The organism is Streptosporangium heterodermiicola (assembly GCF_051390675.1).
Taxonomy (GTDB): Bacteria; Actinomycetota; Actinomycetes; order Streptosporangiales; family Streptosporangiaceae; genus Streptosporangium.
Genome location: NZ_JBPJSR010000002.1, coordinates 594,677 through 620,428, shown reverse-complemented (window position 1 = coordinate 620,428; position 25,752 = coordinate 594,677). Strand labels below are relative to the sequence as shown.

Sequence of the window (25,752 nt, the reverse complement as noted above, 5' to 3'; positions counted from 1 at the left end):
CGTACGCCGGGAGCCGACGTCCTACGGCGCGCGTGGCCGCCGTTCAGCGGCCCGGTGCGGTGGAGATGAGCGGCATGAGCACCTCGTCGACGATGGCTTCGACGTCCGCGGCGGAGACCGCGCCGGTGTCCATCTGTTCGGCCACGACCAGGCGTGGCCCGACGGCCGCGACGCGATCGGTGACGGCGGCGGGGCGGACCTCGCCCCGGTCGGCCGCGGCCCGCAGCAGGCTCAGCAGGAGTTCCTGACGCGGCCGCAGGATCAGGGCGCGGACGCGCTCGTACAGCTCCGGGTGCCGGGAGCGTTGGGTCATCAGCGGGCGCAGGGCCCGGCCGTGGGGTTCGTCGAGCGCCCGGGCGAGGCCGCGGAGCAGGACCAGCAGATCGGTGCGCAGCGCGCCGGTCTCCGGCTTCGCGGGCTCGCCGAAACCGGAGACCGGATCGGTCAGGGCGTCCATGACGAGTTCGGCGGGCGTGGCCCAGCGGCGGTAGAGGGAGGCCTTGCCCGTACCGGTCCGGGAGGCGATCCTGTCGAACCCGAGCTCCTCGAAGCTCGTCTCGGCCAGCTCGGTCAGGGTCGTGAGGTAGATCGCGCGGGTCAGCGCGTCGCCCCGGCGCCGGGTCGCCCTGCCCTTCGGCGCCGGGCCGGCGGCCGTGTCCGCGGAAGGCGTGCTCATGACTCCTGTATAGCGGGCCCGGCGGCTCCCGGATCGATGTAGTCTCCCTTAGAGAACAAAGTTGTTCCTTATATGATGGGTGCCACATGAGCGAGACATCCCGCGAGCCGAAGACCGTCCTGACCAACGCCCGCGTCTTCGACGGCAGGCGGCTGTCGGAACCGCGCACCGTGGTCATCGACGGCCCGGTGATCGGCACCGCGATCGGCACCGACCCGGCCGGTGCCCGCACGATCGACGCGGGCGGGGCCGCCCTGCTGCCCGGCCTGATCGACGCCCACGTTCACCTGCACGGCCGGGAGTCTCTCGAACAGCTCGCCGGGTACGGCGTCACGACCGCTCTCGACATGGGCACCTGGCCTCCGGAGCTGCTCGCCTCGCTGCGCGGCCTGCCCGGGCTGGCGGACGTCCGCAGCGCCGGCATACCCGCCATCGGTCCGGGCGGGCCGCACGTGAACATCCCGGGCAGGCCCGACGACGCGATCGTGCGCGATCCCGACCGGGCCAAGGAATACGTCGCCGCCCGCCTCGCGGAGGGCTCCGACTACATCAAGATCGTCCTTGAGGCCCCGGGCGCGGGCGGTCCCGACGAGGCGACGGCCCGCGCCCTGGTGAGCGCGGCACACGCGGAGGGCAGGCAGGTCGTCGCCCACGCCGCGTCGGCCGGCGCCTACCTGATGGCCCTGGACGCCGGCGCCGACGTCATCACCCACGTACCGGCCGGACCGCCGCTGGACGCCGTCCAGGTGGCCCGGGCGGCGGCCGACGGTCGCGTCGTCGTCCCCACGCTCGCCATGGTGGAGGGCGCCATGACGGCCCTCGGCATGGCCGGGATGTTCGCCGGCCCGCTGCGCAGCGTCGCGCTGCTGCACCGGGCCGGGGTGCCCATCCTGGCCGGTACCGACGCCAACTCCACGCCCGGCGTCCCCTTCCACCCACCGCACGGCGAGAGCATGCACCACGAGCTGCGACTGCTGGTGGCCGCGGGCCTCAGCCCCGCCGAGGCCCTGCGGGCCGCCACCGCGCTGCCGGCACGTCACTTCGGCCTCACCGACCGGGGGGCGATCGCCCCCGGGCTGCGCGCCGATCTGGTCCTCGTCGACGGCGACCCCGTCACGGACATCCGCGCGACCCGCGACATCGTCCGCGTCTGGTGCGGCGGCGTCGAACACGGTCCGGCCCGAACGTGACGATCGCGCGGGCCGTGGCGCGGGCCCGTCTCAGCCATTCAGCGGGCCCGTCTCAGCCGTCCAGCGGGAGCGCCTCGGCCAGGCGGCGCCACGCGGCGCGCGGCAGGTCGCGGAAGGGGTCGCCGGTCACCACCTGGATCGCGAGGTGATCGGCTCCCGCGGCCATGAAGTCCGCGGCCCTCCCGGCGACGGCGTCGGCGTCGCCGAGCGCGAACACCGCGTCCACCAGCCGGTCGCTGCCGCCGTCGCGGAAGTCGTCCTCCCCGAAACCCAGCCGGAGCAGGTTGCCGGTGTAGTTGGGCAACTTCAGGTAGAGGCGGAGATAGCCGCGGGCGCTGTCGCGGGCGCTGTCGAGGTCGGGGTCGAGGACGACCTTCAGCTCGGGGGCGAGCAGGGCGTGCTCCCCCAGGATCTCGCGGGCCCGGGCGGTGTGCTCGACGGTGACGAGGTACGGGTGCGCGCCCGCGGACCTGTCCCTGGCCAGCTCCAGCATCCTGGGGCCGAGGGCGGCCAGGACACGCGCCTGCGCGGGCACCGGATCGGCGGCGGAGTCGAGCGCGTCCAGATACTCCCGCATCGCGGAGTACGGGCGCGCGTACCGCTCGGCGAAACCCTCGTGGCTCACACCGAGTCCCAGGACGAAACGCCCGGGATACCGCTCCTCAAGGGCGGCCCGCCGGGCGGCGACCTCGGCGGCCCCGTACTCCCAGATGCTGAGGATGCCGGTGGCCACGGTGACGCGAGGGGCCGCGTCGAGGAGCGGGACGGCGTAGTCGACGGCCGGGTTGCCGCCGAGCCAGATGGTGCCGTACCCCAGCGCGTCCAGCTCGGCCGCCGCGTCGCCGAACTCGCCCATGTCGGCCGGGCCGTCGCCGCGCAACGCGTTGCCCCAGGCCCCGCTCCAGACACCGAACCTGCCCAACCGGCTGTGCCGCGGCATGACGACCTCCCTCAACATAGGTGGACCTGTCTCCTGTCCTCGGCCCCGCTCGCGGGAACGAGGCGCGGTCACCGGCCGTCCTGAGAACACCGGCCCTCCCGCCTGCCCCTTCATCTCCAGCACGTCCCACGGCAAACCGGGCGGGCGCGCAGCGTGGCGTCCGGCCGCTCCGGCCGGAACCGGTGGTGACTGGATTAGGGTGGCGATGCCCGTGTCGTACGGTTCGCCGCGACGCGGGACGACCTCCCGTGTCGCGCGGCCGACTCGCGACGCGGGACGACCTCCCCCCTCACGCTTCACAGCAGAGGCCGAGGAGAGATCACATGTCCCGCAACCACATCGCCGCCACCGGGTGCGTCCTGGCGATCACCGCGCTCACCCTGACGCCCCTTCCGGCCCTCGCCGCGCGCTGGGCGGCGGGCGCCGCCCCCTCCCCCGTCCCCGTCCCCGTCCCGGCACCTTCGCCGGGCGACACCGCGCCCCGGCCGGCGGGCACCGTTCCCACCCCGGCGGTCCTCACCCCGGCGGCCGTCATCCCGACGGTCCTCACCCCGGTGGCCCCGCCCCAGAGGGCGGAGAGCACTCCCCCCGCGATAAACCTGCCGCCGGGTGTCATCGAGGCGCTCCAGCGCGACCTCGGTCTCACCAGGAGGCAGGCCGAGGCCCGGCCGCGCAACGAGATCCGGCTGGCACCGGTCGAGGCGCGGCTGCGCGAGGAACTCGGCGGCCGCTTCGGCGGCTCCTGGTTCACCGGCACCACCGCGCGTACCCTCGTGGTCGCCACCACCAGCGCCGCCGACATCCCGGCGATCGTCTCCGCGGGCGCCAGGGCCGAGGTCGTCCGCGCGTCGCTGGCGACGCTCAAGGCGGTCAAGCGGAAACTCGACGACGCCCTGCCCGCCCGACCGGCCGGGGGAAGCGTCCGCTACGTCGACGTGCGGAGCAACAAGGTCGTCGTCCTGTCCAGGTACGCCCCGGTGACCCAGAACGTCATCAAGTCCATCGGGGTGGACGCGAACCTGGTCGTCGTACTGGCCTCCAAGGAGGACCCGCGCCCCTTGCGCGTCCCGAACCGTCCCCTCCACGTCCCGGAGCGTCCCCGGTACGGCCTCAAGGGCGGTGACGCCTACTACACCGGTACGGGCCGATGCTCCGTCGGTTTCCCGGTGACCCGCGGGGATCACAGGGGGTTCGTCACCGCCGGCCACTGCGGCAGGAAGGGCGACGTCACCACCGGCTTCAACCAGGTCGCGCAGGGCGTCTTCCGGGGCTCGACCTTCCCGGTCAGCGACTTCGCGTGGATCGCGGTGAACGACGACTGGGTGCCCACGGCGGAGGTGAGCAGCGGCGGCGCGGGGACCACCGTGCCCGTCGCCGGCGCCACGACGGCCATCGAGGGTGCCTCGGTCTGCCGGTCGGGCTCCACGACCGGCTGGCACTGCGGCCTCATCCTGCAGCGCGACGTCAGTGCCGTGTACCCCACGGGAAAGATCTTCGAGCTGACCCGTACCAACGTCTGCTCGGAGCGGGGCGACTCCGGCGGCGCCTTCGTCTCGATCGACCAGGCCCAGGGGGTCACCTCCGGCGGCTGGGGCGACTGCGGCACGGGTGCCACGGACACCGTCACCTACTTCCAGCCGATCCGCGAGATCCTCAAGGCCTACCACCTCACCCTGATGACCGTCGCCCCCGCCCCGCCCCCGGCCCCCGCCCCGCCCTCGGTCCCCACTCCGCGACCGGTCCGGTAACAGGGCGGGTCCGGCGACAGGCGGGGCGGGTCAGCCCGCGAAGAGGAGGAGCAGGCCCACCACCGTGTAGACCACCATCAGCACGAGCAGCGGGATCTGCCCGATGACGGCGGTCCGCCTCGGGAAGAGGGCCAGCGCGCGGTCGTGGGCGAGCACGGTGCCGAGCACGTGACCGACGACGATGACCGTCACCTGGAGCATGGCGATCCCGGCCGGGGAGGTACCGATCGCCTGGACGGTCCACCCCGCCGTGCCCAGCCAGTCGGCGCCGTTGACCAGCGGGTCGGAGAGCAGGGAGAGGGTCCGCTGGCCTTCGAGCAGGAGGAGCGTGTAGTAGTGGGCGACCACGTACCCGACGGCGATCGGGACCACCGCGTGGGCGAGCTCGCCCGCCGTCGTACCCGGCTCCGCCGCCCCCCAGCGGCCCGCCAGTGAGGTCGCGCCGCGATACGCGGCGAGGACCAGCCCGATGACGACGAGCAGGCCCACCGTCCCCACGACCGGGGCCGGAACCGCGCTCTCCTGCACGAAGCGCACCCAGATCGGGGCGTTGGAGAGGCTGTCGTACATGGTGGAGCCGAGGAGCACCACCACCAGCACCGTCAGCCCCGGCACCGGCCGGAGCCCGGCCATCCCGTCGAGGGAGTTACGCCAGGTCACGACGCCGTCGGGGCCTCTCACCACCGGGGCGAGCCGGCCGACGAGGGTGCTGTAGACCTCGAACGCGTCCGCGTGGCCGAACCAGCGCGACCCGAAGAGCACCGCTCCGCCGAGCATGAACACGACGTACACGGCGAGCCAGGCGCCGATGACGGGCAGGGTGGCCCGTTCGGGGGCGACCAGTTCCAGCCAGACGAAGGCGAGGAGACCGGCGGCGGCGGGCCAGTAGCCGAGCCCGCCCGGCAGCGGGCGCAGCCCGGTCTCGGGGTCACGCCCGAGTCCCCGGCAGGCCAGCAGGTGCAGCGTCCGCAGCGGGTTGAGGACCGGCCAAACCGGCCCGAACAGCAGCGAGAGCGGCACCAGGCCGACCCAGAACAGGACGTAGAACACCCCCGCCGTGGGGTTCTCGACCTTGTCCGGGCCGAAGAGCAGGCCCACGCAGAAGTACGCCGCGGCGACGAGCCCGACGGCACGCCAGAACCACGGCCACGCCCGCGCGGACACCACCCCCTGGACCAGGGAGGCGAGCGGGCGGGGGCGGCGGAGGTCACCGCCCAGCCGCGGCTCGGTCCACAGGGCGCCCAGTGCCACGAACGACACCAGCAGGGCGAGGATCGCGCCGGTCAGCGCGGCCTCGAAGGGGATCGGCAGGTCCTGGCGACCGCCGATGCCGTGAGCCAGGAGCATCACGGGGCCTAGCGCACCACGAGCTGGAAGAGCTGCAGCTTCGAGTGGTGGGTCTCGACCTCGAAGAGCCCGTCCTGGTCCGCGACGAACTCGATCGTCGCGGGGGTGCCCGGCTTCAGGTCCGCCGCCTTGTCGTAGCCGTGCACGTGCGCCTCGTCGGCCGCGTCACCGGTCACCGTGATCCGTACCGTCTGGCCCTTGGTCACGTCGATCCGTCCGGGCGGGGGCGTCACCTGCCGCCCGGCGATGGTCACCGTGATCTCCTTGACCGTCGAGGCGCCGGGGGCCGCGCTGGACGAGCCGCAGGCCGTGACCGTCAGCGCGGCCATCAGCAGGGTCACGCCGAGCACGAGCACGGCGAACGGCGAGCGGCGGCGGGCAAGGGGGGACGTCATGACTGTTCTCCTGGGGGTGGGTGTCAGGCCGGCGCGAGAGGCGGGCGAGCCGGCACGGTGGCGAGGACGGCGAATCGGTACGGGGACGGGACGGCGGGACACCGGCGGGGCCGGGGGAACGGGGGCGGGCGGGACCGGGCGGGTCAGCGGCGCTTGGCGGTCTTGACCGCCTTGCCGCTCCGCGCCTTGCCCGGCGTGGTAGCGGGCCGGCCCGGGGGCTTTCTCCCGGGCGGCCCGGTGGAGCGCCGCCGGACCTCCGCGTCGCGGGGCGACGGCCGCCGTGCCGCCCGGACCACCATGAACCCCACTCCGACGACGAGGGCGATGGGCAGCAGCCACACCGACAGGTCGAAGCCCGAGGTGGCCTGTGGCGCGTTCGAGGCCGCGGCCTGGGGCGTGGTCTGCGGGGTGGCCTGGGAGGTGGCGGGCACGGCCGGTCCGGCCGACGGCGCGGTGACACCGGGTTCCGCCGGGTTGAGCAGCGCGGGGTCGGGCTCGTTCGTGGGAGCCTTCCAGCCCTTGGGCGGTTCCGACATCTTGCCCTTGTAGGTGAACTTGACCTCTCCGGTGACCTTCTCGCCGTCCGAGGCGACCGACACGTAGCGGGCGACGTACAGGCCCTGCTCCGGCCAGTACGCGACCGGGACCATCGCCGGGAACCCGGTGTGGTAGAGGCTCGGCTGCCAGTTGCCGTCCACGAGGTTGTACTCCGTGACCGGCTCGTCGAGGCGCTTGGGCCCCCCGTGCGACCACGGCTCGTCGACGCGGGCACCGCTGGGGGTGGTGACGGTGAAGTACGCGTTCGGGGCGGGCTTCTCGGTGAAGTAGAGCGCGAGCGACTCCAGCGGCTCCTTCACCGTGCTGTCCTTGGCCGGCGTCGACATCGCGAGCTGGCCGTGCGCGGACGCGGGCGTCGCGAGGGCGGTCAGCGCGACGCCGGCGACAACGGCCAGTACGAGCAACTGGCCCAACCAGCGCGCCATCGCCACCTCTGCTCTCCACCGAAGGCCCACAGGCCAAGGGAACCGCGGGCGATTTCGACCGCTCAAGGTCAATTCTCGTCGAGAGTAGCCGCTTTTGTCCCATATGAACAGAACTATGGTGCGCATCCAACGAAAGAGTGTCAGGAATTGTGAGCCACACCGCCCCACGCCTGCCCCGCGCCTGCCCCGCACCCCTCTCACGCCCGCCCCGCATCCGTCCCACGCCTGCTCCGAGCCCCTCCCGTGCCTGCTCAGAGTTCGCCCCGCGTCCGTCCCGCGTCCGTCCCGCACCAACCTCGCATCCGTCCCGCGGTGCGCGGCGGCCCCCCGAACCTCGCGGCCAACTGTTGAGAGCGCTCTCAGGCTTTTTCCGACGGAGGTGTTGACCAAACTTAACCTTCGCGTAACAGTGAAAACAATCGGTCTTTACGCTGCAGCGACGTTCGGCCGTTCCTTCTCGTTCGCCCTGTGAGAGGTTCCGAATGAGCAACCCCCCGCGAAGAAAGCGCTCTCTCGGATGGATCTCGGTCGTCGCCGCCGCCCTGGTGCCGACGCTGATCGCGATCGCCGCCCACGCCTCCGTACCGGCGACCCCCTCCGGGTGGTCCCTGGTCTGGAGCGACGACTTCAACGGCGGCGCCGGATCGCTGCCCTCGTCCGCCAACTGGATCGTCGACACCGGTCACGCCTACCCGGGCGGCCCCGCCAACTGGGGCACCGGTGAGGTCCAGCGCTACACCGACAGCCCCGCCAACCTGAGCCTCGACGGCGGCGGGAACCTGCGCATCACCCCGATCAAGAGCGGGAGCGAGTGGACGTCGGGCCGCGTCGAGACCCGCCGCTCGGACTTCAAGCCCGCCGCCGGGCGCGTCCTGCGCATCGAGAGCCGCCTCCAGATGCCCAACGTCACCGGCAGCGCGGCCCTGGGATACTGGCCCGCCTTCTGGGCGCTGGGAGCGCCGTACCGCGGCAACTACTGGAACTGGCCCGGCATCGGCGAGTTCGACATCATGGAGAACGTCAACGGCATCAACTCCGTCTGGGGCGTGCTCCACTGCGGCGTGAACCCCGGCGGGCCCTGCAACGAGACCACCGGCCTCGGCGCCAGCAGAGCCTGCCCCGGCTCCTCCTGCCAGTCGGCGTTCCACACCTACCGCTTCGAGTGGGACCGCGCCGTCACCCCGAACCAGTTGCGCTGGTACGTCGACGGGCAGCAGTTCCACAGCGTCAACCAGTCGCAGTTCGACGCCACGACCTGGAACAACATGACCGGCCACCAGGGCTACTTCCTGCTGCTCAACGTGGCCATGGGCGGGGCGTTCCCCAACGCGCTGGCCGGGCCGACCCCGACCGCCGCCACGGTCTCGGGACGCCCGATGCTCGTCGACTACGTGGCCGTCTGGCAGAGCGGCTCCGGCCCCGGCCCCAGCCCGACGATCACGCCTCCTCCGGGCGGGGTGGACGCCCGCTCGACCATCCAGGCCGAGCGATACCAGGCGCAGTCGGGCACGTCGCTGGAGACCACCACCGACAGCGGCGGCGGGCAGAACGTCGCGCAGATCGGCAACGGTGACTGGCTGCGCTTCGACGGCGTGAACTTCGGCGGCACGGCGGCCACGCAGTTCAACGCCCGCGTCGCGTCCGGGGCGGCCGGAGGGGTCAGCGGGCTGGTCCAGGTGCGCCTCGGCAGCCCGACGGCCACCCCGATCGGCGACTTCGCCCTCGGCAACACCGGGGGCTGGCAGAGCTGGCGCACGATCCCGTCCAACATCAGCGGGGTGACCGGGACCCAGACGGTCTACATCACCTTCAGCAGCGGGCAACCCGCCGACTTCGTCAACATCAACTGGTTCTCCTTCGGCTGACCCCCGGCCACCGGCCCCACCGCGGCTTGCGCGCCCTCCAGGACGCGCAAGCCGCACCGCTCCGGATCACACCCACCGCGCCACGGCCCGCCCGGGCCCGCCGGAGAAACATCCGGTCCGCCGGGGAGACGCCTGCTCACCGGGGGGAATCGGCTTGCCGGGAAAACGTCGGCCCGCCTCAGTCGTCGACCCAGCCGTGGGACCGTGCGAACGCCAGGAAACGCTGCCTGACCTGCCCGATCTGCGCGCCCGTCAGCGTGGGCGCGTGCTCGATGAGCAACTCGGTCACCGCGCCGTTGAAGGACTTCGCCGACAGCACGTCGCACACGCCGTCGTCGTCACCGAGCTGCTGCGAGGCCACACCGGCGACCGGGGGCGTCACCGCCACGACCGGCCGCCGGACCGGCGGCGGGTCCAGGAGGCTGACGGTCGAGACCTTCAGACCGCGCTCGCCCTCCATGACCTCGTACTCCACCCGCAGACCGGGCTGGACGACGTGCCGGCTCTCACCGAAGTCGTTGGCGTGGAAGAACACATCCTCGCCCCCGCCGACGGCGGCGATGAAACCGTACCCGCGTACCTCATCGAAACGAAGGATCGTACCGACTGCCACAACAACACCACCTACACAGAGAATCGCACCGCTTCGCTGTCACTTTCCGGAACTGTCCGGACAGTGAATCCGCCTGCCTGTCACACCGCGGACGACCCGATGCTAGACCGGACGGCCCGACCGTGTCCGAGCCGATTCCAGGACACCACTCCACAACGCCTCTCACCGCACCCCTCCACGACGTCGTCCCACGACATCGCCTCACGACATCGCCTCATGACACCGCTTCACGACACCGTGAACGGTCACCCGCCGAAGACGTCCCGCACGGCGCGGGAACCCTCCCCCGGTACACCGGCCGTCCGGCGGGGATGCCAGGCTTCGAGTCCGTAGCCGTGCCGACCCAGGAGAGGCAGCCGATGTCCCCGTCACCGACGCCACCGACATATGACGACGTCCTGAGCGCCGCCGCCCACATCGCGCCGCAGGCCCACCGCACCCCCGTGCTGCGCTCGCGCCGGATCAACGAGAGCGTCGGCGCCGACGTGGTGTTCAAGTGCGAGAACTTCCAGCGGATGGGCGCCTTCAAGTTCCGGGGCGCGTTCAACGCGCTGTCGCGGTTCACCCCCGAGCAGCGGCGCTCCGGCGTGGTCACCTACTCCTCGGGCAACCACGCCCAGGCGATCGCCCTCTCCGCCCGGCTGCTCGACATCCCGGCCACGATCATCATGCCGCACGACGCGCCGGCCTCGAAGGTGGCCGCCACCGAGGGGTACGGCGGCAAGGTCGTCCGCTACGACCGCTACACCGGGCACCGGGAGGAGATCGGCCGCGCGCTCGCCGCCGACCGCGGCCTCACGCTGATCCCGCCGTACGACCATCCCCACGTGATCGCCGGTCAGGGCACCGCGGCCAAGGAGCTGTTCGAGGAGGTCGGCGACCTCGACGCGCTCTTCGTACCCCTGGGCGGGGGCGGCCTGCTCTCCGGTACGGCGCTGTCGGCCCGGGCGCTGTCACCCGGCTGCGCGCTGTACGGGGTCGAGCCCGAGGCGGGCGACGACGGGCGGCGGTCGCTGCGCGAGGGCTCCATCGTCCACATCGACACGCCCAAGACCATCGCCGACGGCGCGCAGACCCAGCACCTCGGCGCCTACCCCTTCGAGATCATCCGCCGCGAGGTCGACGCCATCGTCACCGCCACCGACGCCGAGCTCGTCGACGCCATGAGGCTCTTCGGGTCCGCCATGAAGATCGTCGTCGAGCCCACCGGCTGCCTCGGCCTGGCCGCCGTCCGCAACCTCGCCGCCGAGCTGGGCGGGAAGCGGGTCGGTGTGATCGTCAGCGGAGGCAACGTCGACCTGGAGCGCTACGCGTCACTGCTGGGCTCGTGACCGACGCGCTCCGGGCCCGGCCCGGAAAACCGTCCGAAAACCGTCCGGAGCACCGTCCGGAGCACCCCCGGAACGCCGGTTCCGGGGACGCCCCTCGCGGGACCGCGAGCGCGAGCCAGGCCCTCCTCGTGACAGCCTCCCCCGGGCCACCGATGTGCTCGCCGCCGGGCTTCCGGCCGTACGGCCCGGTCAGCGGGCGGGGTGGCCGGCGCGGTAGGCCGGGATCGTGATCATCGGGGGGCGTTCGGCGACGGCGACGTCCCGGACGCTCACCTGGTGGCCGTCCGCGCCCCGGCGGAACTGGGCCAGGCGGGGGGAGGGCCGGTGCAGGGAGACCATCATGTTCTGGCGTTCCAGGCGCGACCACGAGGTCTGCAGGATCTGGGCGGCCATCCCGCCGAGCGCCTCCGTCGACTGGTGGGAGTGCACCCTGCGGCCCAGGTCGACCTGGGCCAGGGCGTCGAGACCGGCGAGATCGAGCAGGTCGATCAGCAGGGCGAGCTCCACCCCGTAGCCGGTGACGAACGGGACGTTCTCCAGCACGGACCTGCGCCCGGCGTACTCACCCGCGAGGGGTTGCACGAATCCGGCCAGCCGGGGCCAGTGCAGGTTGAGCAGGGGGCGGGCGACCAGCTCGGTGACCCGGCCGCCGCCGCTCTGCACGTTCTGCAGGGGCCGGTCGTAGCAGCCCTTGACGTAGACCACCGCCGGGTCGGCGAGCAGCGGGCCGAGCAGCCCGGTCACGAAGGACGTACGGAACTCGCGCAGGTCGGCGTCGACGAAGACCAGCAGGTCGCCGGAGGTCGCGGCGAGGGACTTCCAGAGCGCCTCGCCCTTGCCGTCCAGCGGCTTGAGGTCGGGCAGTACCTCGTCCTGGGCGATCACCGTCGCCCCGGCCCGCGCGGCGCGTGCGGCGGTGTCGTCGACGGAGCGGGAGTCGATGACCACGAGTTCGTCGACGAGCGGCACGGCCTCCATGAGATCCCGGCGGATCGCGGCGACGATCTCCCCGACCGTCTCCTCCTCGTCGCGGGCGGGCAGCACGACGCTGATCGTCGTCCTCCCCTTGGCCGCCAGCAGCTCCGGCAGCGCCCAGTCGGCCGAGGATGAGGTGCGCCCGCGTAGCCACGCCTCGACCTCAGGCAGCACGACCCGTCCTCTCCATCACCTCGGTGGTTAGGGGTATCACCTTATGTGGCGCCGATTCCGCACACCTACCGGCTCCCGTCCCCGCCGCGCAGGTGGGAAGATCAGTCCAGTCCGGAACGAGGGGGGACGGCATGAACCCGGTAGCCGTGATGCGGGCGGCGCGCGGCGTCCGCGACGAGCTCGACAGCTTGATGGGCGGCGCCTCCGGCGAGCTTCGCGACCGGCTGGATCCGCTGCTCGCCGAGGCGGGCAGCCGGCCCCCGGAGCAGCTGGCCGACGCGGTCATCATGCTCGTCGCCGAGTACGGTCCCGCCTGGGACCGGCTCACCGCGCTGCTCAGCCTGGACCGGGGCATCACCGCCGAGCAGGTGCTCCCCCTGCTCTCCCAGGGAGCGGGCGCCGAGCCCGGCTCGCACGGGAGCGGCGGGAGCGGGGGGAGCAGCCTCAGCCCTCCGTCGCCGGGCGGCGCGGGTCCCACGCCGCCCTCCTGGGGCACGGCCCCGCCGAACGGCACGAACCCTTCCGGCACGGACCCCTCCGGCGCGGACCCCTCCGGCTGGGATCCGGACGACGCCCCGCGGACCGCCGCCTACACCCCTGACTGGATGCTCCCCGGCGCGGAGGAGCGGGAGCGACCGGCGCCGGACCCCGGGCGGGCACCGCGGGACCGGGGCGAGGACCCGCGCGACGGCGATCACGACGACATGCCGTCCACCGGTGCCATGAGCGTCGACTGGTCTCACCCCGACCAGGCCGCGGACCCCGTTCCTCCCATGTCCCCTGTATCCCCCGGACCGTCGCCGTTCCCGTCGCCGTTCCCCCCGGCGCCGCCGTCCCACGGACCGCAGGCGCCCCAGCCCCCCTCCCCGGAACCCCCGGCGCCGCCGGGAACACCGCAGGCTTCACAGGCACCGCAGGGTCCGCTCTCGTCGGCACCCCAGGAACCGGCACCGCCGACACCGCCGACACCGCCGACACCGCCCGAGCCGCCCGCCGGATCCCCGGCTCCCACCGGGGCCCGGGGACCCTCGGTTCTCGACCGGCTCACCGGTGCCTTCCGCAGGCGGCGCAAGGAGACGCCCGCCGCCACCGCGCCGGGGTCCGAGTGGAAGGGGATCCCGCTGATCGAGTCCCCCGCCGAGGCGGTCGCGGGCTGGGGTGCCGAGGTGGCGATCGGCGTCGCCCCCGGCCAGGGGCAGGACGGCACCGCGATACCGCGCGAGCCGCTCGACCTGGACATCCAGATCGTCGCCGAGGGCTTCGACGCGCCCGGCGGGTGGCGGGTGCGGTTACGCGCCGACGGGACGGCACCGTACCCGCGCGCCGCGGTCAACCTGGTCGCCCTCGCCCAGGAGGAGCCGGAGGTCTCCCGGCAGATCCAGGCGGCCTACGCGGTGCGCGGCCAGGTGATCGGGTTCGGCCTGCGCGCGATCACGGTGCACGGCTCGCCCGGCAGCCTGAGCGGGCACGAGGCGCTGGAGCCGGTCTCGGGTACCCGCATCCGCCCGGCCCTGATGGACGAGCCCGCGGACGTCACGGCGATCATCGTCCACGGCGACAGGCCGGGACGGCTGTGGTGGACCTACCAGTCGCCGCACTTCGTCACCCCCGACCGTGCCGAGCTCTGCGACCTCGGCACGCGGGCCTCGGAGTTCGGCGGGCGGCTGACCGGGCGGGGCCGTCTCTCCGAGGAGCTGGGGCGGGAGGTCGGCTCGCGCGTGCCGTGGGGGTTCTGGGAGTTGCTGAACGCGGTGGCCGGCCGGGTGGCGCCGCGCCGCCCGAGCGTGCTGTTCCTCTCCCAGGAGCCGCACGTGCCCTGGGAACTGGCCGTGCTTGAGCAGCCGTACGATCCCTCGCTCCCCGGTTACCTGAACTGCCAGACGGTGACCGGCCGCTGGCCCCTCGGCGGGCGGCGCCCCGAGTTGCCCCCTCCCCCGAGCGCGCGCGCCGACCGCGTCGTGGTGGTGTACGGCGAGGAGCGGGCGCATCCGCTGGTGACGGACCACGGCGCCACGCAGGTCTCCCCCGCGCTCGGCGACGTCCTGGGCCTGCTCGGCCAGGGTGCCGAGGTCGTCCACTTCACGGACGGCGGGTCCGCGTCCGAGGCGCTGGGACACGATCTGGCCGGGTCCCCGTTCGTCTTCCTGGAGGAGCCGGGGAACGCCCAGGCGTTCCTGCTCGCGGGCGCGAGCGCGGTCGTCGCCCCGCTCTGGCCCGCCGCCGGTGGGCCGGCGCCGGAGTTCTACCGGCGCTGCTTCGCCGGCGAGCCGCCGGCCGAGGTGCTGCGGTCCATGCGCGCGCAGGCCCCCGACAGCGCGGGCGCCTACCAGTTCCACGGCCACCCGTCCCTCACGCTGCACCGGACGGCCCCGCCCACGGGGTGAGACCGAACGTCCCGCGCGTTCAGCCCGCGGCGTGGCGCTCCAGGAAGGTGTAGACGTCGGCCTCGTCCACCCCCGGGAAGGACCCGGGCGGCAGCGCGGCCAGGATGTGGGAGTTGCCACGGGCCGAGGGCCAGGCGTACCCCTCCCAGCGCTGGGTCAGCTCGGCGGGCGGGCGGCGGCAGCAGTCGCCGGTGGGGCAGCCGGACTTGGTGCGGGTGGTGACCTCCCGGCCGCGGAACCAGCGCGACTCCCGGTACGGGACGCCCAGGGTGATGGCGAAGTCGCGCTCGCGCGAGATGTCGACGTGGGCGAGGCAGAAGTAGGTGCCGGTGGGCGAGTCGGAGTACTGGTAGTGGACGGAGAAGCGGTCGGGTGACAGGAAGACCTGGCGCCCCGACCACTGCAGGCACATGCGCTGGCCCTCGATCGCGCCCTGCTCGTCGGCGGGGAAGACGATGCCGTCGTTCTCGTACGCCTTGTAGATGATCCCGTCGGCGTTGTTGCGGACGAAGTGGCAGACCAGGTCCAGGAAATTGGTCGCCAGGTTGGTGAAGCGGTGCGCGGCCATCTCGTAGGAGACGGCGAACACGTCGCGCAGGTCCTCCACGCTCAGCGCGCGGTCCTTCTTGGCCTCCCGCAGGTACGGCACGGCGGCGGCCTCGGGCACCAGGACGGCGGCGGCGAAGTAGTTGGCCTCGGTCCGCTGGCGCAGGAAGTCGGCGAAGTCGCGGGGCCGGTGATGGCCCAGGGAGAGGTGGCCGAGGGTCTGCAGCAGGATCGTGCGCGGGGTGTGCATGCCGACCTGCTCGTGCTTGACGTAGATGCGCCGGTTGCGCAGGTCGGAGATGGAGCGCACGGTGCGTGGCAGGTCCTGGACCGTCTGGACGGTGTAGCCGAAGTGGTTGACCAGCGCCTGGACCGTGCTCTGCGACAGCGCGCCCGACCGGTAGCCGACCGCGGCGAGCGCCTCGGCGGCGGCCTGCTCGATCTCCGCGAAGTAGTTGCCCTGCTCACGCTGCTTGCCGCGGAGCTCGGCGTTGGCGGCGCGGGCCTCCTCGGGGGTGGCGGTCCCCCTGGCCTGGCGTGACCGCAGCTCCCCGTAGAGGCCGAGGATGTGTTCGAGCACGTCGTTGGGGACGCGCGCGGAGAGTTTCAGCCTGGCCAGGCCGAGCCCGGCGTACAGGGGGTCGCGCTGCGCCTCCTCCAGGGCCATCTCCAGCTGTGCCCGCCGGTTGGGGGCCTGCCTGCGGAGCAGCTCCTCGATCGGCACGTTGAGCGCGGCGGCGAGGGACTTCAGCAGCGACAGCTTCGGCTCGCGCTTGCCGTTCTCCAGCAGGGAGAGCTGGCTGGGCGCGCGGTTCACGCGTTCGCCCAGGTCGGAGAGGGTGAGGCCGCGCTGCTTGCGCAGGTGTCTCAGCCGCTGGCCGAACGCGATGAGATCGAGCTCCTGCGTCAAGGAAAGCGGTTCTTCACCCACCAAAGATGCCATGACCCGATGCTAAACGAAATTTCCGAGGAAATTTCATCTCCAGGCCGGGTCTCCGGGGCGGATGTCGCCACGCCCGCCCCCCGGAGCGTCCGACGCGCTCCTCCCCGGGACGTCTGGTCGGCCAACCCGGGCACCGGCATCCGGACACCTGATCCCGGCACAAGAATTGGTCTAGTCCATAGAGAAAACTATTAACTTCTTCCCCTCCAAATACCGATGAGTATTGATCCTAGGAGAATAATCTCCATTCTTTCGTCCGAGTCGACCTTGTTTGACCGTTTCGCCGAGGCACACACTCGGAGTAGGCCACCCAGGGGACGAAAAGGAGTCACACTATGAATGATCGCCTCAAGGGAGCCGCAGACGAGCTGCGGCGCGAGTGGGAGACCGACCCTCGCTGGAAGGGGACCGAGCGGACCTACACGGCCGAGGACGTGGTTCGACTCAGGGGTTCCGTCCAGGAGGAGCACACCCTCGCCCGGCTCGGCGCCGAGCGGCTGTGGGACCTGCTGAACAACGAGGACTACGTGCACGCCCTGGGCGCGCTGACCGGCAACCAGGCCGTGCAGCAGGTCAAGGCCGGGCTCAAGGCCATCTACCTGTCCGGCTGGCAGGTCGCCGCCGACGCCAACCTGGGCGGCCAGACCTACCCCGACCAGAGCCTCTACCCGGCCAACTCGGTCCCGGCCGTCGTGCGGCGCATCAACAACGCGCTGCTCCGCGCCGACCAGATCACCTGGTCGGAGGGCGACGGGGACGCCCCGCACTGGCTGGCGCCGATCGTGGCCGACGCCGAGGCCGGATTCGGCGGCGTGCTGAACGCCTTCGAGCTGATGAAGGGCATGATCGCCGCGGGCGCCGCCGGGGTGCACTGGGAGGACCAGCTCGCCTCGGAGAAGAAGTGCGGCCACCTGGGCGGCAAGGTGCTCGTCCCCACCGGCCAGCACATCAAGACCCTCAGCGCCGCCCGCCTCGCGGCGGACGTGCTGGGCGTGCCGACCCTGGTCATCGCGCGGACCGACGCTCAGGCCGCGACCCTGCTGACCACCGACGTCGACCCCCGCGACCAGGCCTTCACCACCGGCGACCGTACGGCGGAGGGCTTCTACCGGGTCCGCAACGGCGTGGACGCCTGCATCGCCCGCGGCCTGGCCTACGCGCCCCACTCCGACCTGCTCTGGATGGAGACCTCGACCCCGGACCTGGACGTGGCCCGCGAGTTCGCCGAGGCCGTCAAGGCCGAGTATCCCGACCAGATGCTGTCCTACAACTGCTCGCCCTCGTTCAACTGGAAGAAGCACCTGGACGACTCGACCATCGCCAAGTTCCAGCGTGAGCTCGGCCACATGGGCTACAAGTTCCAGTTCATCACGCTGGCGGGCTTCCACTCACTGAACCACTCGATGTTCGACCTCGCCCGCGGCTACGCCGAGGACGGCATGACCTCCTACGTCGAGCTCCAGGAGGCCGAGTTCGCCTCCGAGGCGCGCGGCTACACCGCCACCCGCCACCAGCGCGAGGTCGGCACCGGATACTTCGACCTGGTCAGCACGGCCGTCGCGCCGGACTCCTCCACCACGGCCCTGAAGGGGTCGACGGAGGAGCAGCAGTTCGCGGAGGCTCACTGACTCTCCGGACCGGGCTCGTCAGGACGAGTTCCAGGGCATGGGACGGTTCCCCGGACGAGCTCGACGACCAGGCCGACGGGCCCCGCCGCACGGATTCCCCCCGAGTCCGTATGGCGGGGCCTCCCCGTTCCCCGGCCCACCCGCGCCCCGCGCTCCGGTGGGCCCTCCCGTTCTCCACGGCCCGCGTTCCCGGCGACCTTTCCCGGGAACGCGGGCGGTGGACGGCGGGAGGCATCTCAGCGGCCGACGGCCTCGATGAGCTTGCGGCGCTGCTGGGTACCGAGGCCTCCCAGCCTGCGCGCCTCGTCCACGTCGGCCTGCGCCATCAGCTGCGCGGCCTTGACGGTACCGACTCCGGGCAGGGCGCGCAGGGCCTGCGACACCTTGATGCGCTTGGCGATGTCGTCCTCACGGCCAAGCAGTTGCTCCAGGCTGAGCGCGCCGTTCTTGACCTCGGCGAGAAGCTTGGCGCGAGCTGTACGGGTCTCGGCGGCCTTGACCAGGGCGGCCTGACGCTGTTCGGGGGTGAGCTTGGGCAAAGCCATGGTGTTTTCTCCCTGATGACGGTAATTCCAGCGTCCTGCTACCCAAAGTCGCCAGGTTAATCATCAGGAGACATACATATAGATCCACAGTCTCCATGCCGTGTATCACGATATGCCCGTTTAGTTACCCCGCCCTTACCCGCTTCTCCGTAGCCTCGGGCTCATGGGTATCTGGCGAAGCCCTCAGGGCATCGAGGTTGAGGCGATCGTGGTCCACGACGGCCCCTGCCTGCTGGTCACCCGCCGGATCGACGGGCGGCGGGTCCTGGTGGCGTACTGCATGAGCATCCGTGAGGTCGGGGAGCACGTCGATCTGGCACAGCTGGTCCCGGCGTAGCGGACCCCCGAGTATCCGAACGATCAACGTTGGATCACGCCCGAGTCTTGTTCGGTACGTGTGTCAACTTCTGCGTCCGCTGGGGCGTCAAGTAGTCAGGGAGGCTCGATGGATGTTCTGATCGGCCTCATTGACGAAGATCTCCTTCTGGAGCTCATCCTCGTCGAGGCACTGCACACAGAGGCGGAAAGGCTGGCCGCCCAGCCCGACCGCTGAACGAGGACGGGTGCCCGCCACCGAAACGGCGGGCACCCGCGCGACCGGCGCGAGACACCGGACCGCGCTGAGGCCCGGTCACCGTAGGAGCCCTCCCACCCGCGCGGCGACCACACGGGCGCGCGGACGCCGTGGGTGGCGGACGGGGCTCGATTCACCGGGTGGTGATGGCGTTAACTGTTCCCATGAACAAGCGCGAGCTGATCGAGAAGGCCGCCGCCGAGGCCGGGCTCACCCGGAGGCAGACGGCCGCGGCTCTCGACGCGATCCTGGACACGATCCAGACGGCCGTGGCGGCCGAGGACAAGGTGGCGATCCCCGGGTTCGGGTCCTTCGAGATGGTGCACAGGCCCGCGCGGAGCGGGCGCAACCCGCAGACCGGGGAGCCGCTGGAGATCGCGGAGACCTGGACCGCGAGGTTCAAGCCCAGCCCGGGGTTCATGGGTCTGATCCGCCAGCGAAAGAAGGACTGACGGCCCCTCCCCCGGCCGCCTCGGGCCTCGGGCGGGGAAGGCGACCCCGGACGGGGAAGGCGACGGCCCCCGGGGAAGTATCCATTCCCCGAGGGCCTGGAGTGCCGCCATATCGCGGCACCGGCACGTTTAAGGATCCGGGTCACTCATGATGAGGTCGCACTCTGCCGTTAAGTTATAGGCGCATGTGGAGCACCCAGCGGGATTCGAACCCGCACTCGACCATCGTCGCCCGTATCCGTTCGATCCGGCGCCCGGCGGCGAATGCTGAGCCTGGAGCGAGAGTCTGAGCGTGAGCGGCTGCCTCTGCCTGTTGGGCTACCCCGGCAGGTGGTGCCGGGGGAGGGTCTCGAACCCCCACTGTGGCCGCGTGTCAGTCTGACGGTTCAGTTTCAGCTTTCGCGCTTTCGCGCATCCCCGCGCTCCAGCGGGGAGTCCTGTGATCTTACCCGAGCAGGTAGCCCAGCACCTTCTCACCGACGCGCTGATAGGTGATCTCGGTGCCGTTCGCCTCCTCCCGGGCGAACTTCACCGCGTTCTGCAGCCTGCCGACCCGCTCCAGCAGCTCGTTGACCCGCTTCTGCGGCACGGCCCCGGAGAAGGTGACCTTGGTCCAGAAGCCGACGACGATGTCCTCGTGGTAGACCTCGACCTGTGCCGGGTGCTTGTCGGTGGCCTCCGCCTTGACGTGGTTGCGGGGCACCTTCTTGGTACGGGTCGTCTTGACCGGCTCGGTCCGCCAGCAGTCGGTCGACTGGTCCAGCGTCCAGGCCTCGGCGGCGTCCAGGACGGGCAGCTTGGCGATGAAGGTGTGCAGGTCGACCAGCTGCTTCTCCAGGAACAGGAGATAGGTGACGGGCACGTCCTCCAGGAGGGTCGAGCCGTCGACCTTCACGTCGGCCCGCGCGGCGCAGTTGGCCCAGTCCTTGGTGGCGGTGACGTCGAACAGCCGGGTGAGCGCGGCGCCCACCTGCTTGAGCAGGTCCTCGCCCTGCACCTGCACCCGGGTCGACTCCGGGGGCAGCCGCTCGCCCTCGTCGTCGATGGGCTGGTAGGTCCGCGAGAGGCCCGACAGCAGGGCGTTCTTCTGGATCGTGTGGTAAGCGTCGGTCACCTTGCGCTGGGTGTCGGACTTGACGCCCTTCTCCACGGCGAGGATCTGGTTCAACTTGGTCGCCATGCGTGACACCGTACCGGGAAGATCACCCGCATAACACCGCTTTTCCCGCAGATCACCCCTTGTCGGCGCGGGACTTTCAGCCGCGCACCGCGCGAACGGACCAGCGGGGACTTTCAGCCACGTACCGCGCGGGCGAACCGGCAGAACTTTCAGCCGCGCACCGCGCGGAACGGACCGGCGGGACTCTCAGACCCGCACCGCGCGGGCGGACCAGCGGCCGTCGAGGTGGTCGACGCGCAGCGGGCGCCCGAAGCACTCCGACAGGTTCTCCGCGGTCAGGATCTCCGTCACCGGCCCGCCCACCTGGACGCGGGCGTCGCGCATCAGCAGGGCGTGGGTCGTGGTGGCCGGGACCTCCTCCAGGTGGTGGGTGACGGTGACCGTGGTCAGCGCCGGGCGGGTCGCCGCCAGGTCCTCCACCGCGGTGATCAGGTCCTCGCGGGCGGGCAGGTCGAGACCGGCGAACGGCTCGTCCAGCAGCAGGATCACCGGATCGGCCATCAGCGCCCTGGCGACGCGGACGCGGGCCCGCTCCCCCTGGGAGCAGACGCGGAAGAGCCGGTCCGCGAGGTCCTTGCAGCCCATGTCGGCCAGCAGGCGGTGGGCGCGCTCGTGCTCGGCGGGGCCGTAGCGGTCCCAGAGCGGGGCGCTGGTCCCGGTGTGGCCGGTCAGGACGACGGTGTGCGCGGTGGCGCCCTCCTCCTCCAGCAGCTCCTCGTCGACGAGACGCTGGCTCGCCGCGACGAGGCCGATGTGGCGGCGCAGCTCCCGCAGGTCGACCCGGCCCAGCCGCTGGCCGAGCACGGTGACGGCCCCCTCGGTGGGATGGCGTACGGCGGCGGCCAGCGAGAGCAGCGTGGTCTTCCCCGCCCCGTTGGGGCCGAGCACCACCCAGTGCTCCCCGTATCCGACCCGCCAGCCGATGCCGTCCAGCAGGGTACGGCCGACCACCCGGACCCCGACGCCGCTCAGTTCCACCGCACCGGCCACAGGCCCGCCCATCGGTATCCCCCCTCCGCCTCGATTCGCGGCGCTTACTTTAACCGATGCACCGATATCTCCCTGTAAATCGTCCTAAAAGGATGACTCAGCCTATTTGCAGGGAGGGACCCGGGGTGGGGTGCGGGGTGATGGTCGTCCCCGAGGGGGCCGGGGCGGTGGGCGTCGGGGACGGGCTCTCCCCGTCGCCGGTCTGCGGGATCTGGGTGAAGGAGGGCTTGGGGTCGCTTGAGGCCGTCGGGCAGTCCCTGGCCCGGCCCTTGCCCTTGGCGGTCGCGTCCGCGCAGTCTCGCGGGTCGTCGCCGTCGTCGGGCGAGTCGCCCGAGCCCCGGGGCCCCCCGGGACGCTCCGGCAGCGAATCCTCCCGGCCGTCGCGGCCGTCGATGCCCGTGGTGGGCAGCGAGACGGTCCTGGTGGTGGTGACCTGGACGGTGGAGGGGGCGGTCGGTGTCGGCACCCGCGGCCTGCCGGTGGGCGGGCGGGTGCCGTCGCGGAAGATGGAGGCGGTGGGCGTGCCGTCCGCGGGGAGGACGAGCGGCACCGGCTCGGGGACGCCGGGACCGCCGAGAGGGTCGGACCCGCCGCCACCGGTCGCGGCGGCCACGGTGACCGCCGCCATGGAGACCGTGGCCAGCGCCGCGAAACCGGCCTGCGACAGGTGCGCGCCCTTGCGCGGCCCGGCCCTGCGGGCCCCCTTCCCGGAGACCCGCACCGGGACCGAGGGCTCGTCGTGGAACGAGGACGACGGCAGGGACGGGGAGGAGGGGGACGGCGAGGGCGGCGGAGACACGTCCGCGAGCCGCACCCTCCCGGTTCCCGGCGCGTAGGGCACCGGCGTCCAGATCTCCGCCAGCACCTCGGCGACCGCCTCGCGCAGGTCCCACGGGTCGCCCACGCCGCCCGCGGCGAGCAGCGCGCCGAGCAGGTCGGCGGCCCTGGGCCGTTCGGCGGGGTTCTTGGCCAGGGACGCCTCGACCGCCGGGCGCAGCAGCGCGGGCACCGAGGCCACCCTCGGCGGCTCGACCAGGATGCGCCGGGTCAGCACGTCCGCCTCCCCGGCGCCGAAGGGGTGGTGGCCGGCGGCCGCGTAGGCGATCAGGCAGCCCCAGGCGAAGACGTCGGAGGCGGGCAGCGCGAGCCCGCCGGTGAGCCGCTCGGGGGCGACCCAGCCGGGGCTGCCCATGACCTGCCCCGCCTGCGTGTGCGCGGCGAGCACGTCGACGTCCCTCGCGATCCCGAAGTCGATCACCCGGGGGCCGGTGTCCGACAGCAGCACGTTGCCGGGTTTGAGGTCGCGGTGGACCAGCCCCGCCTCGTGCACAGCGACCAGCGCGGCGGCCACCCCCAGCGCGACGCCGTACGCCAGGTCGGGGGTGAGGGGGCCGTGCGCGGAGACCACCTGGGACAGCGCGGGGCCGGGGACGTACTCCGACACCAGGTAGGGGCGGTCCTTGTCGGTGCCGTCCTCGATCACCGCGGCGGTGCAGAAGGGCACCACTCTCCGGGAGAATTGCACTTCCTCCGCGAAACGGGCGCGGAGCGTGGCATCGTTGAGATGCATCGGGTGCGGCGTCTTGAGCGCCACCACCCCGCCCTGCGGATGCTCGGCCAGGTAGACGATGCCCATCCCACCTACCCCGAGGCGGCCGAGCAGCAGGTAGCGGCCGATGATGACCGGGTCCCCGACGGTCAGCGGCCGCACACCGGTCGGCATGCCGTTCACGGGACCTGCTCCCCCACGTGCCATCCTCGTTGAGCCTCTCGTGCGCGGGCTACGGCAAGCACACTGTGGCGGGATTCGGGCGTTCTTCGCTCCCGACCGGTCAGAAGGGATATGAGAGGTAAGGCGAATGATCCCTCAGGGTAAGGAATCCATGGTGTGCGGGATGCCCTTGGGATGGGGCGGAACGATGTGACCAGCGGGAAGAGGACGCGCGCCGCCTCGCGGACGTGCCTCTTGGTACGCCGTGATACGCCTCAGGCGGCGGAACGCGAGCGGGCGGACGGCTTGCGCGGAGCCGGGGCGGAGACGTCCTCGGGGAGGGGAAGCGTCTCGGCGAGGCCCGGCAGGAGAGGGTCCGGGCCGGAGAGATCCGGCACGGGGACGTCGGGCAGGTCGGGCAGTTCGAGGGCGGACGGGGCGCGGCTCCGCTTCGAGCCGGCGCGGCCGGGCACGAGGTCCTGGGTCGCGGCGAGGAAGCGGGCGATGTGCGGATACACCTCGCGGGCCTCGGGGACGACGTCGGCGAGGATCGCGAAGACGTGCGGCATGCGGGGCCACTCCTCGTACATGACCGGCACCCCTGCGGCACGGGCCCGCTCGGCCACCCGGCGGCCCTCGTCGCGCAGGACCTCGGTGGAGCCGGTGACGATCATCAGCGGGGGCAGGCCGGTGTAGTCGCCGAGTACCGGGGAGAGCAGCGGGTCCTGGGGGTCGAGCCCCGCGGTCCAGCGCCGGGCGAGCCAGTCGACACGGCCGGCCGGGATCATCGGGTCGAGCAGCCGGTTGACCCTGCGGGGCGCGCCGGTCAGGTCCGCCCACGGGGAGAGGCACACGGCGGCGGCCGGCAGCGGCATGTCCTGGTCGCGGAGCGCCAGGAGCGTGGCCAGGGTGAGGTGGCCCCCGGCGGAGTCCCCGCCGAAGACGATGTCGGCGGGGTCGTACCCGTGCTCCAGCAGACATCGGTAGGCGGCGATGCCGTCCTCAAGGGCCTCGGCCGGCCGGTGGACGGGGCCCTGGCGGTAGTCGACCGCCAGCACCGGGCGCCGGGTCGCGGCCGACAGGCGCCAGGTGATCGGCCGGTGGGTCGCCGGAGAGCAGGCGAAGTAGCCCCCGCCGTGGAAGTAGAGCAGGACCTTGCCCTCGTCGAGCTCCTCCCCCGCGCGAACCCACTCCCCCGGGCACGCCCCCGCCTCGTCGGGGGTCACGCGTACGTGCACGGGCAGGCGGAAAGGCACCCTGCCCGCCAGCGCGACGATGCGGGAGGCCGCGGCGAAGCCGACGTCGTTTCTCAGCAGCAGGTCGGAGATGGGCTTGAAGGTGCCGCGCATGATCGCGTTGAGGGTCGCGGCCTGCCAGCTGAAGGGGTAGACCGGACTGACATCCATATTGATCTCATCGCGCATGGGGGACCTCCATAAAAGGACATTCCCCCCAGAGTGGACTTCTATCGGCGATTGAACATATCGGGGAGATTACAACTACATATCACGCAAGTACATGTCACCCTGAGGTCATGTCCGCGTACCGAACGTCACCGCTCCCCGAACCCCCGGACCGGGCCGTTCGGACGGTCGCCTCGACGGCCCGTGCCACGTCCCCGCGACCCGCCCCGGTCCGCTCGGTGCCACCGAAAATCCGTTGCCTCGCCCCGGAGCGCCCAGGAGGATAGGAGGGTTGTCCTGACACCCTCAGGGAGGCAGCCTTCCTGCTCTACGCGCGCATCGCCGGGTACGGCTTCCGCCGCCACTCCACCTATCGTGCCGCCGCCGTCGCCGGAGCGTTCACCAACACCGTCTTCGGCATCCTCCGCGCCTACGTCCTGATCGCCCTCTGGGAGGCCCGTCCCGGTCTCGCCGGGTACGACCTCGCCGACGCCGTGACCTTCTGCTTCCTCAGCCAGGCCTTCATCGGCCCCATGCAGGTCTTCGGCGGCGGCCTGGAGCTCTCCGAGCGCGTGCGCAGCGGGGACGTCGCCCTCGACCTGCTCCGTCCCGCCTCCCTGCAGATGTGGAGCCTCGCCGACGACCTCGGCCGGGCCTCGTACCTCTTCCTCGCCCGCAGCCTGCCGCCCACGGCCGTCGGCGCCGCGCTGTTCGGCCTCGTCTTCCCCGCCGATCCGCTGACCTGGCTGTCCTTCACGGCCGGCTTCACCCTCGCGGTGATCGTCAGCTTCGCCCTCCGCTACCTGGTCGCGTTGTCCGCCTGCTGGGTCATCGACGACCGGGGCGTGCAGACGATGTCGCTGGTGATGACCTTCTTCCTCAGCGGCATGGTCCTGCCCCTCAACCTCTTCCCCGGCTGGCTCGGCACCCTGGCGCGGGCGCTCCCCTGGTCGGCCATGGTCCAGGTCCCCGCCGACCTCTACCTCGGCAAGCGCGACGTCCTGGAGGCCCTGGCCTTCCAGGCCGCGTGGGCGGTGGCGCTGCTGGCCCTGGGAGCCCTGGCCACGAGCGCGGCCCGCAGGAAGGTCGTGATCCAGGGTGGGTGACGACGGTGACGACGACAACGCGAACCACGGGGACCACGGACCCGCTGGGCGGA

General features: G+C 72.1%; 22 protein-coding genes and 1 tRNA gene. 9 read left to right on the top strand and 14 right to left on the bottom strand.

Annotated features, from left to right (window positions below; translation table 11 throughout):
• Positions 1–43: 43 nt before the first annotated feature.
• On the bottom strand, positions 44–676 hold the full coding sequence (locus ACSC1Q_RS06565) for a TetR/AcrR family transcriptional regulator (protein ID WP_436757739.1): 633 nt from the start codon (positions 674–676) through the stop codon (positions 44–46).
• A gap of 86 nt (positions 677–762) precedes the next feature.
• Between ACSC1Q_RS06565 and ACSC1Q_RS06560 the strand changes: the two genes are divergently transcribed.
• Entirely contained in the window at positions 763–1,866 is a 1,104-nt protein-coding gene (locus tag ACSC1Q_RS06560) for an amidohydrolase family protein (RefSeq protein ID WP_436757738.1), read from the top strand.
• Between the two features lie 52 nt (positions 1,867–1,918).
• Here the strand turns inward: ACSC1Q_RS06560 and ACSC1Q_RS06555 are convergent, their stop codons facing one another.
• Positions 1,919–2,806, bottom strand: a complete 888-nt coding sequence (locus ACSC1Q_RS06555; protein ID WP_436757737.1) for an LLM class F420-dependent oxidoreductase — start codon at positions 2,804–2,806, stop codon at positions 1,919–1,921.
• Positions 2,807–3,129: 323 nt separating this feature from the next.
• Here ACSC1Q_RS06555 and ACSC1Q_RS06550 point away from each other — a divergent pair, with 323 nt between their 5' ends.
• Positions 3,130–4,554 carry a S1 family peptidase gene (locus ACSC1Q_RS06550; protein WP_436757736.1) on the top strand — a complete coding sequence of 475 codons (1,425 nt, stop codon included), beginning with the start codon at positions 3,130–3,132 and terminating at the stop codon, positions 4,552–4,554.
• 30 nt (positions 4,555–4,584) lie between these two features.
• Here the strand turns inward: ACSC1Q_RS06550 and ACSC1Q_RS06545 are convergent, their stop codons facing one another.
• From ACSC1Q_RS06545 to ACSC1Q_RS06535, 3 genes are all read right to left on the bottom strand, one after another.
• On the bottom strand, positions 4,585–5,901 hold the full coding sequence (locus ACSC1Q_RS06545; protein WP_436757875.1) for a hypothetical protein: 1,317 nt from the start codon (positions 5,899–5,901) through the stop codon (positions 4,585–4,587).
• An 8-nt stretch (positions 5,902–5,909) separates the two neighbouring features.
• Positions 5,910–6,296, bottom strand: a complete 387-nt coding sequence (locus ACSC1Q_RS06540) for a cupredoxin domain-containing protein (protein WP_436757735.1) — start codon at positions 6,294–6,296, stop codon at positions 5,910–5,912.
• 143 nt (positions 6,297–6,439) lie between these two features.
• Positions 6,440–7,279 (bottom strand): copper resistance CopC family protein, encoded by an 840-nt coding sequence (locus ACSC1Q_RS06535; protein WP_436757734.1) that lies wholly within the window; start codon positions 7,277–7,279, stop codon positions 6,440–6,442.
• 482 nt (positions 7,280–7,761) lie between these two features.
• Here ACSC1Q_RS06535 and ACSC1Q_RS06530 point away from each other — a divergent pair, with 482 nt between their 5' ends.
• The gene (locus ACSC1Q_RS06530; RefSeq protein ID WP_436757733.1) at positions 7,762–9,144 is read left to right on the top strand and encodes a glycoside hydrolase family 16 protein; all 1,383 of its coding nucleotides are present in this window, start codon (positions 7,762–7,764) and stop codon (positions 9,142–9,144) included.
• A gap of 178 nt (positions 9,145–9,322) precedes the next feature.
• Here the strand turns inward: ACSC1Q_RS06530 and ACSC1Q_RS06525 are convergent, their stop codons facing one another.
• Positions 9,323–9,757 carry a cold-shock protein gene (locus ACSC1Q_RS06525; RefSeq protein ID WP_436757732.1) on the bottom strand — a complete coding sequence of 145 codons (435 nt, stop codon included), beginning with the start codon at positions 9,755–9,757 and terminating at the stop codon, positions 9,323–9,325.
• A 359-nt stretch (positions 9,758–10,116) separates the two neighbouring features.
• Between ACSC1Q_RS06525 and ACSC1Q_RS06520 the strand changes: the two genes are divergently transcribed.
• Entirely contained in the window at positions 10,117–11,088 is a 972-nt protein-coding gene (locus ACSC1Q_RS06520; RefSeq protein ID WP_436757731.1) for a threo-3-hydroxy-L-aspartate ammonia-lyase, read from the top strand.
• A gap of 189 nt (positions 11,089–11,277) precedes the next feature.
• Here the strand turns inward: ACSC1Q_RS06520 and ACSC1Q_RS06515 are convergent, their stop codons facing one another.
• On the bottom strand, positions 11,278–12,237 hold the full coding sequence (locus tag ACSC1Q_RS06515) for a glucosyl-3-phosphoglycerate synthase (RefSeq protein ID WP_436757730.1): 960 nt from the start codon (positions 12,235–12,237) through the stop codon (positions 11,278–11,280).
• Positions 12,238–12,368: 131 nt separating this feature from the next.
• Between ACSC1Q_RS06515 and ACSC1Q_RS06510 the strand changes: the two genes are divergently transcribed.
• Positions 12,369–14,621, top strand: a complete 2,253-nt coding sequence (locus ACSC1Q_RS06510) for a hypothetical protein (protein ID WP_436757729.1) — start codon at positions 12,369–12,371, stop codon at positions 14,619–14,621.
• A 19-nt stretch (positions 14,622–14,640) separates the two neighbouring features.
• Here the strand turns inward: ACSC1Q_RS06510 and ACSC1Q_RS06505 are convergent, their stop codons facing one another.
• On the bottom strand, positions 14,641–16,110 hold the full coding sequence (locus ACSC1Q_RS06505) for a helix-turn-helix domain-containing protein (protein ID WP_436757728.1): 1,470 nt from the start codon (positions 16,108–16,110) through the stop codon (positions 14,641–14,643).
• Positions 16,111–16,445: 335 nt separating this feature from the next.
• Here ACSC1Q_RS06505 and aceA point away from each other — a divergent pair, with 335 nt between their 5' ends.
• A complete protein-coding gene (aceA, locus tag ACSC1Q_RS06500; protein WP_436757727.1) occupies positions 16,446–17,738 on the top strand; it encodes an isocitrate lyase in 1,293 nt (430 codons plus the stop codon).
• A 236-nt stretch (positions 17,739–17,974) separates the two neighbouring features.
• Here the strand turns inward: aceA and mihF are convergent, their stop codons facing one another.
• Positions 17,975–18,283: an integration host factor, actinobacterial type gene (mihF, locus tag ACSC1Q_RS06495; RefSeq protein ID WP_344750230.1), complete on the bottom strand. Its 309-nt coding sequence runs from the start codon at positions 18,281–18,283 to the stop codon at positions 17,975–17,977.
• A 163-nt stretch (positions 18,284–18,446) separates the two neighbouring features.
• Between mihF and ACSC1Q_RS06490 the strand changes: the two genes are divergently transcribed.
• Together ACSC1Q_RS06490 and ACSC1Q_RS06485 are read left to right on the top strand one after the other, a co-directional pair.
• A complete protein-coding gene (locus tag ACSC1Q_RS06490) occupies positions 18,447–18,620 on the top strand; it encodes a hypothetical protein (protein ID WP_350976774.1) in 174 nt (57 codons plus the stop codon).
• 401 nt (positions 18,621–19,021) lie between these two features.
• Complete coding sequence (locus tag ACSC1Q_RS06485) at positions 19,022–19,309, top strand: HU family DNA-binding protein (protein ID WP_436757726.1); 288 nt, start codon at positions 19,022–19,024, stop codon at positions 19,307–19,309.
• Between the two features lie 188 nt (positions 19,310–19,497).
• Here the strand turns inward: ACSC1Q_RS06485 and ACSC1Q_RS06480 are convergent.
• From ACSC1Q_RS06480 to ACSC1Q_RS06460, 5 genes are all read right to left on the bottom strand, one after another.
• A tRNA-OTHER gene (locus ACSC1Q_RS06480) sits at positions 19,498–19,631 on the bottom strand.
• A gap of 123 nt (positions 19,632–19,754) precedes the next feature.
• A complete protein-coding gene (locus tag ACSC1Q_RS06475) occupies positions 19,755–20,489 on the bottom strand; it encodes a DUF7873 family protein (RefSeq protein ID WP_350976776.1) in 735 nt (244 codons plus the stop codon).
• A 186-nt stretch (positions 20,490–20,675) separates the two neighbouring features.
• Positions 20,676–21,491: an ABC transporter ATP-binding protein gene (locus tag ACSC1Q_RS06470; RefSeq protein ID WP_436757725.1), complete on the bottom strand. Its 816-nt coding sequence runs from the start codon at positions 21,489–21,491 to the stop codon at positions 20,676–20,678.
• 85 nt (positions 21,492–21,576) lie between these two features.
• Entirely contained in the window at positions 21,577–23,202 is a 1,626-nt protein-coding gene (locus ACSC1Q_RS06465; protein ID WP_436757874.1) for a serine/threonine-protein kinase, read from the bottom strand.
• A gap of 263 nt (positions 23,203–23,465) precedes the next feature.
• A complete protein-coding gene (locus ACSC1Q_RS06460; protein ID WP_436757724.1) occupies positions 23,466–24,596 on the bottom strand; it encodes an alpha/beta hydrolase in 1,131 nt (376 codons plus the stop codon).
• 320 nt (positions 24,597–24,916) lie between these two features.
• On the opposite strand from ACSC1Q_RS06460, the gene ACSC1Q_RS06455 reads away from it, so the two are divergent.
• Positions 24,917–25,699 (top strand): ABC transporter permease, encoded by a 783-nt coding sequence (locus ACSC1Q_RS06455; RefSeq protein WP_436757873.1) that lies wholly within the window; start codon positions 24,917–24,919, stop codon positions 25,697–25,699.
• Positions 25,700–25,752: the final 53 nt, after the last annotated feature.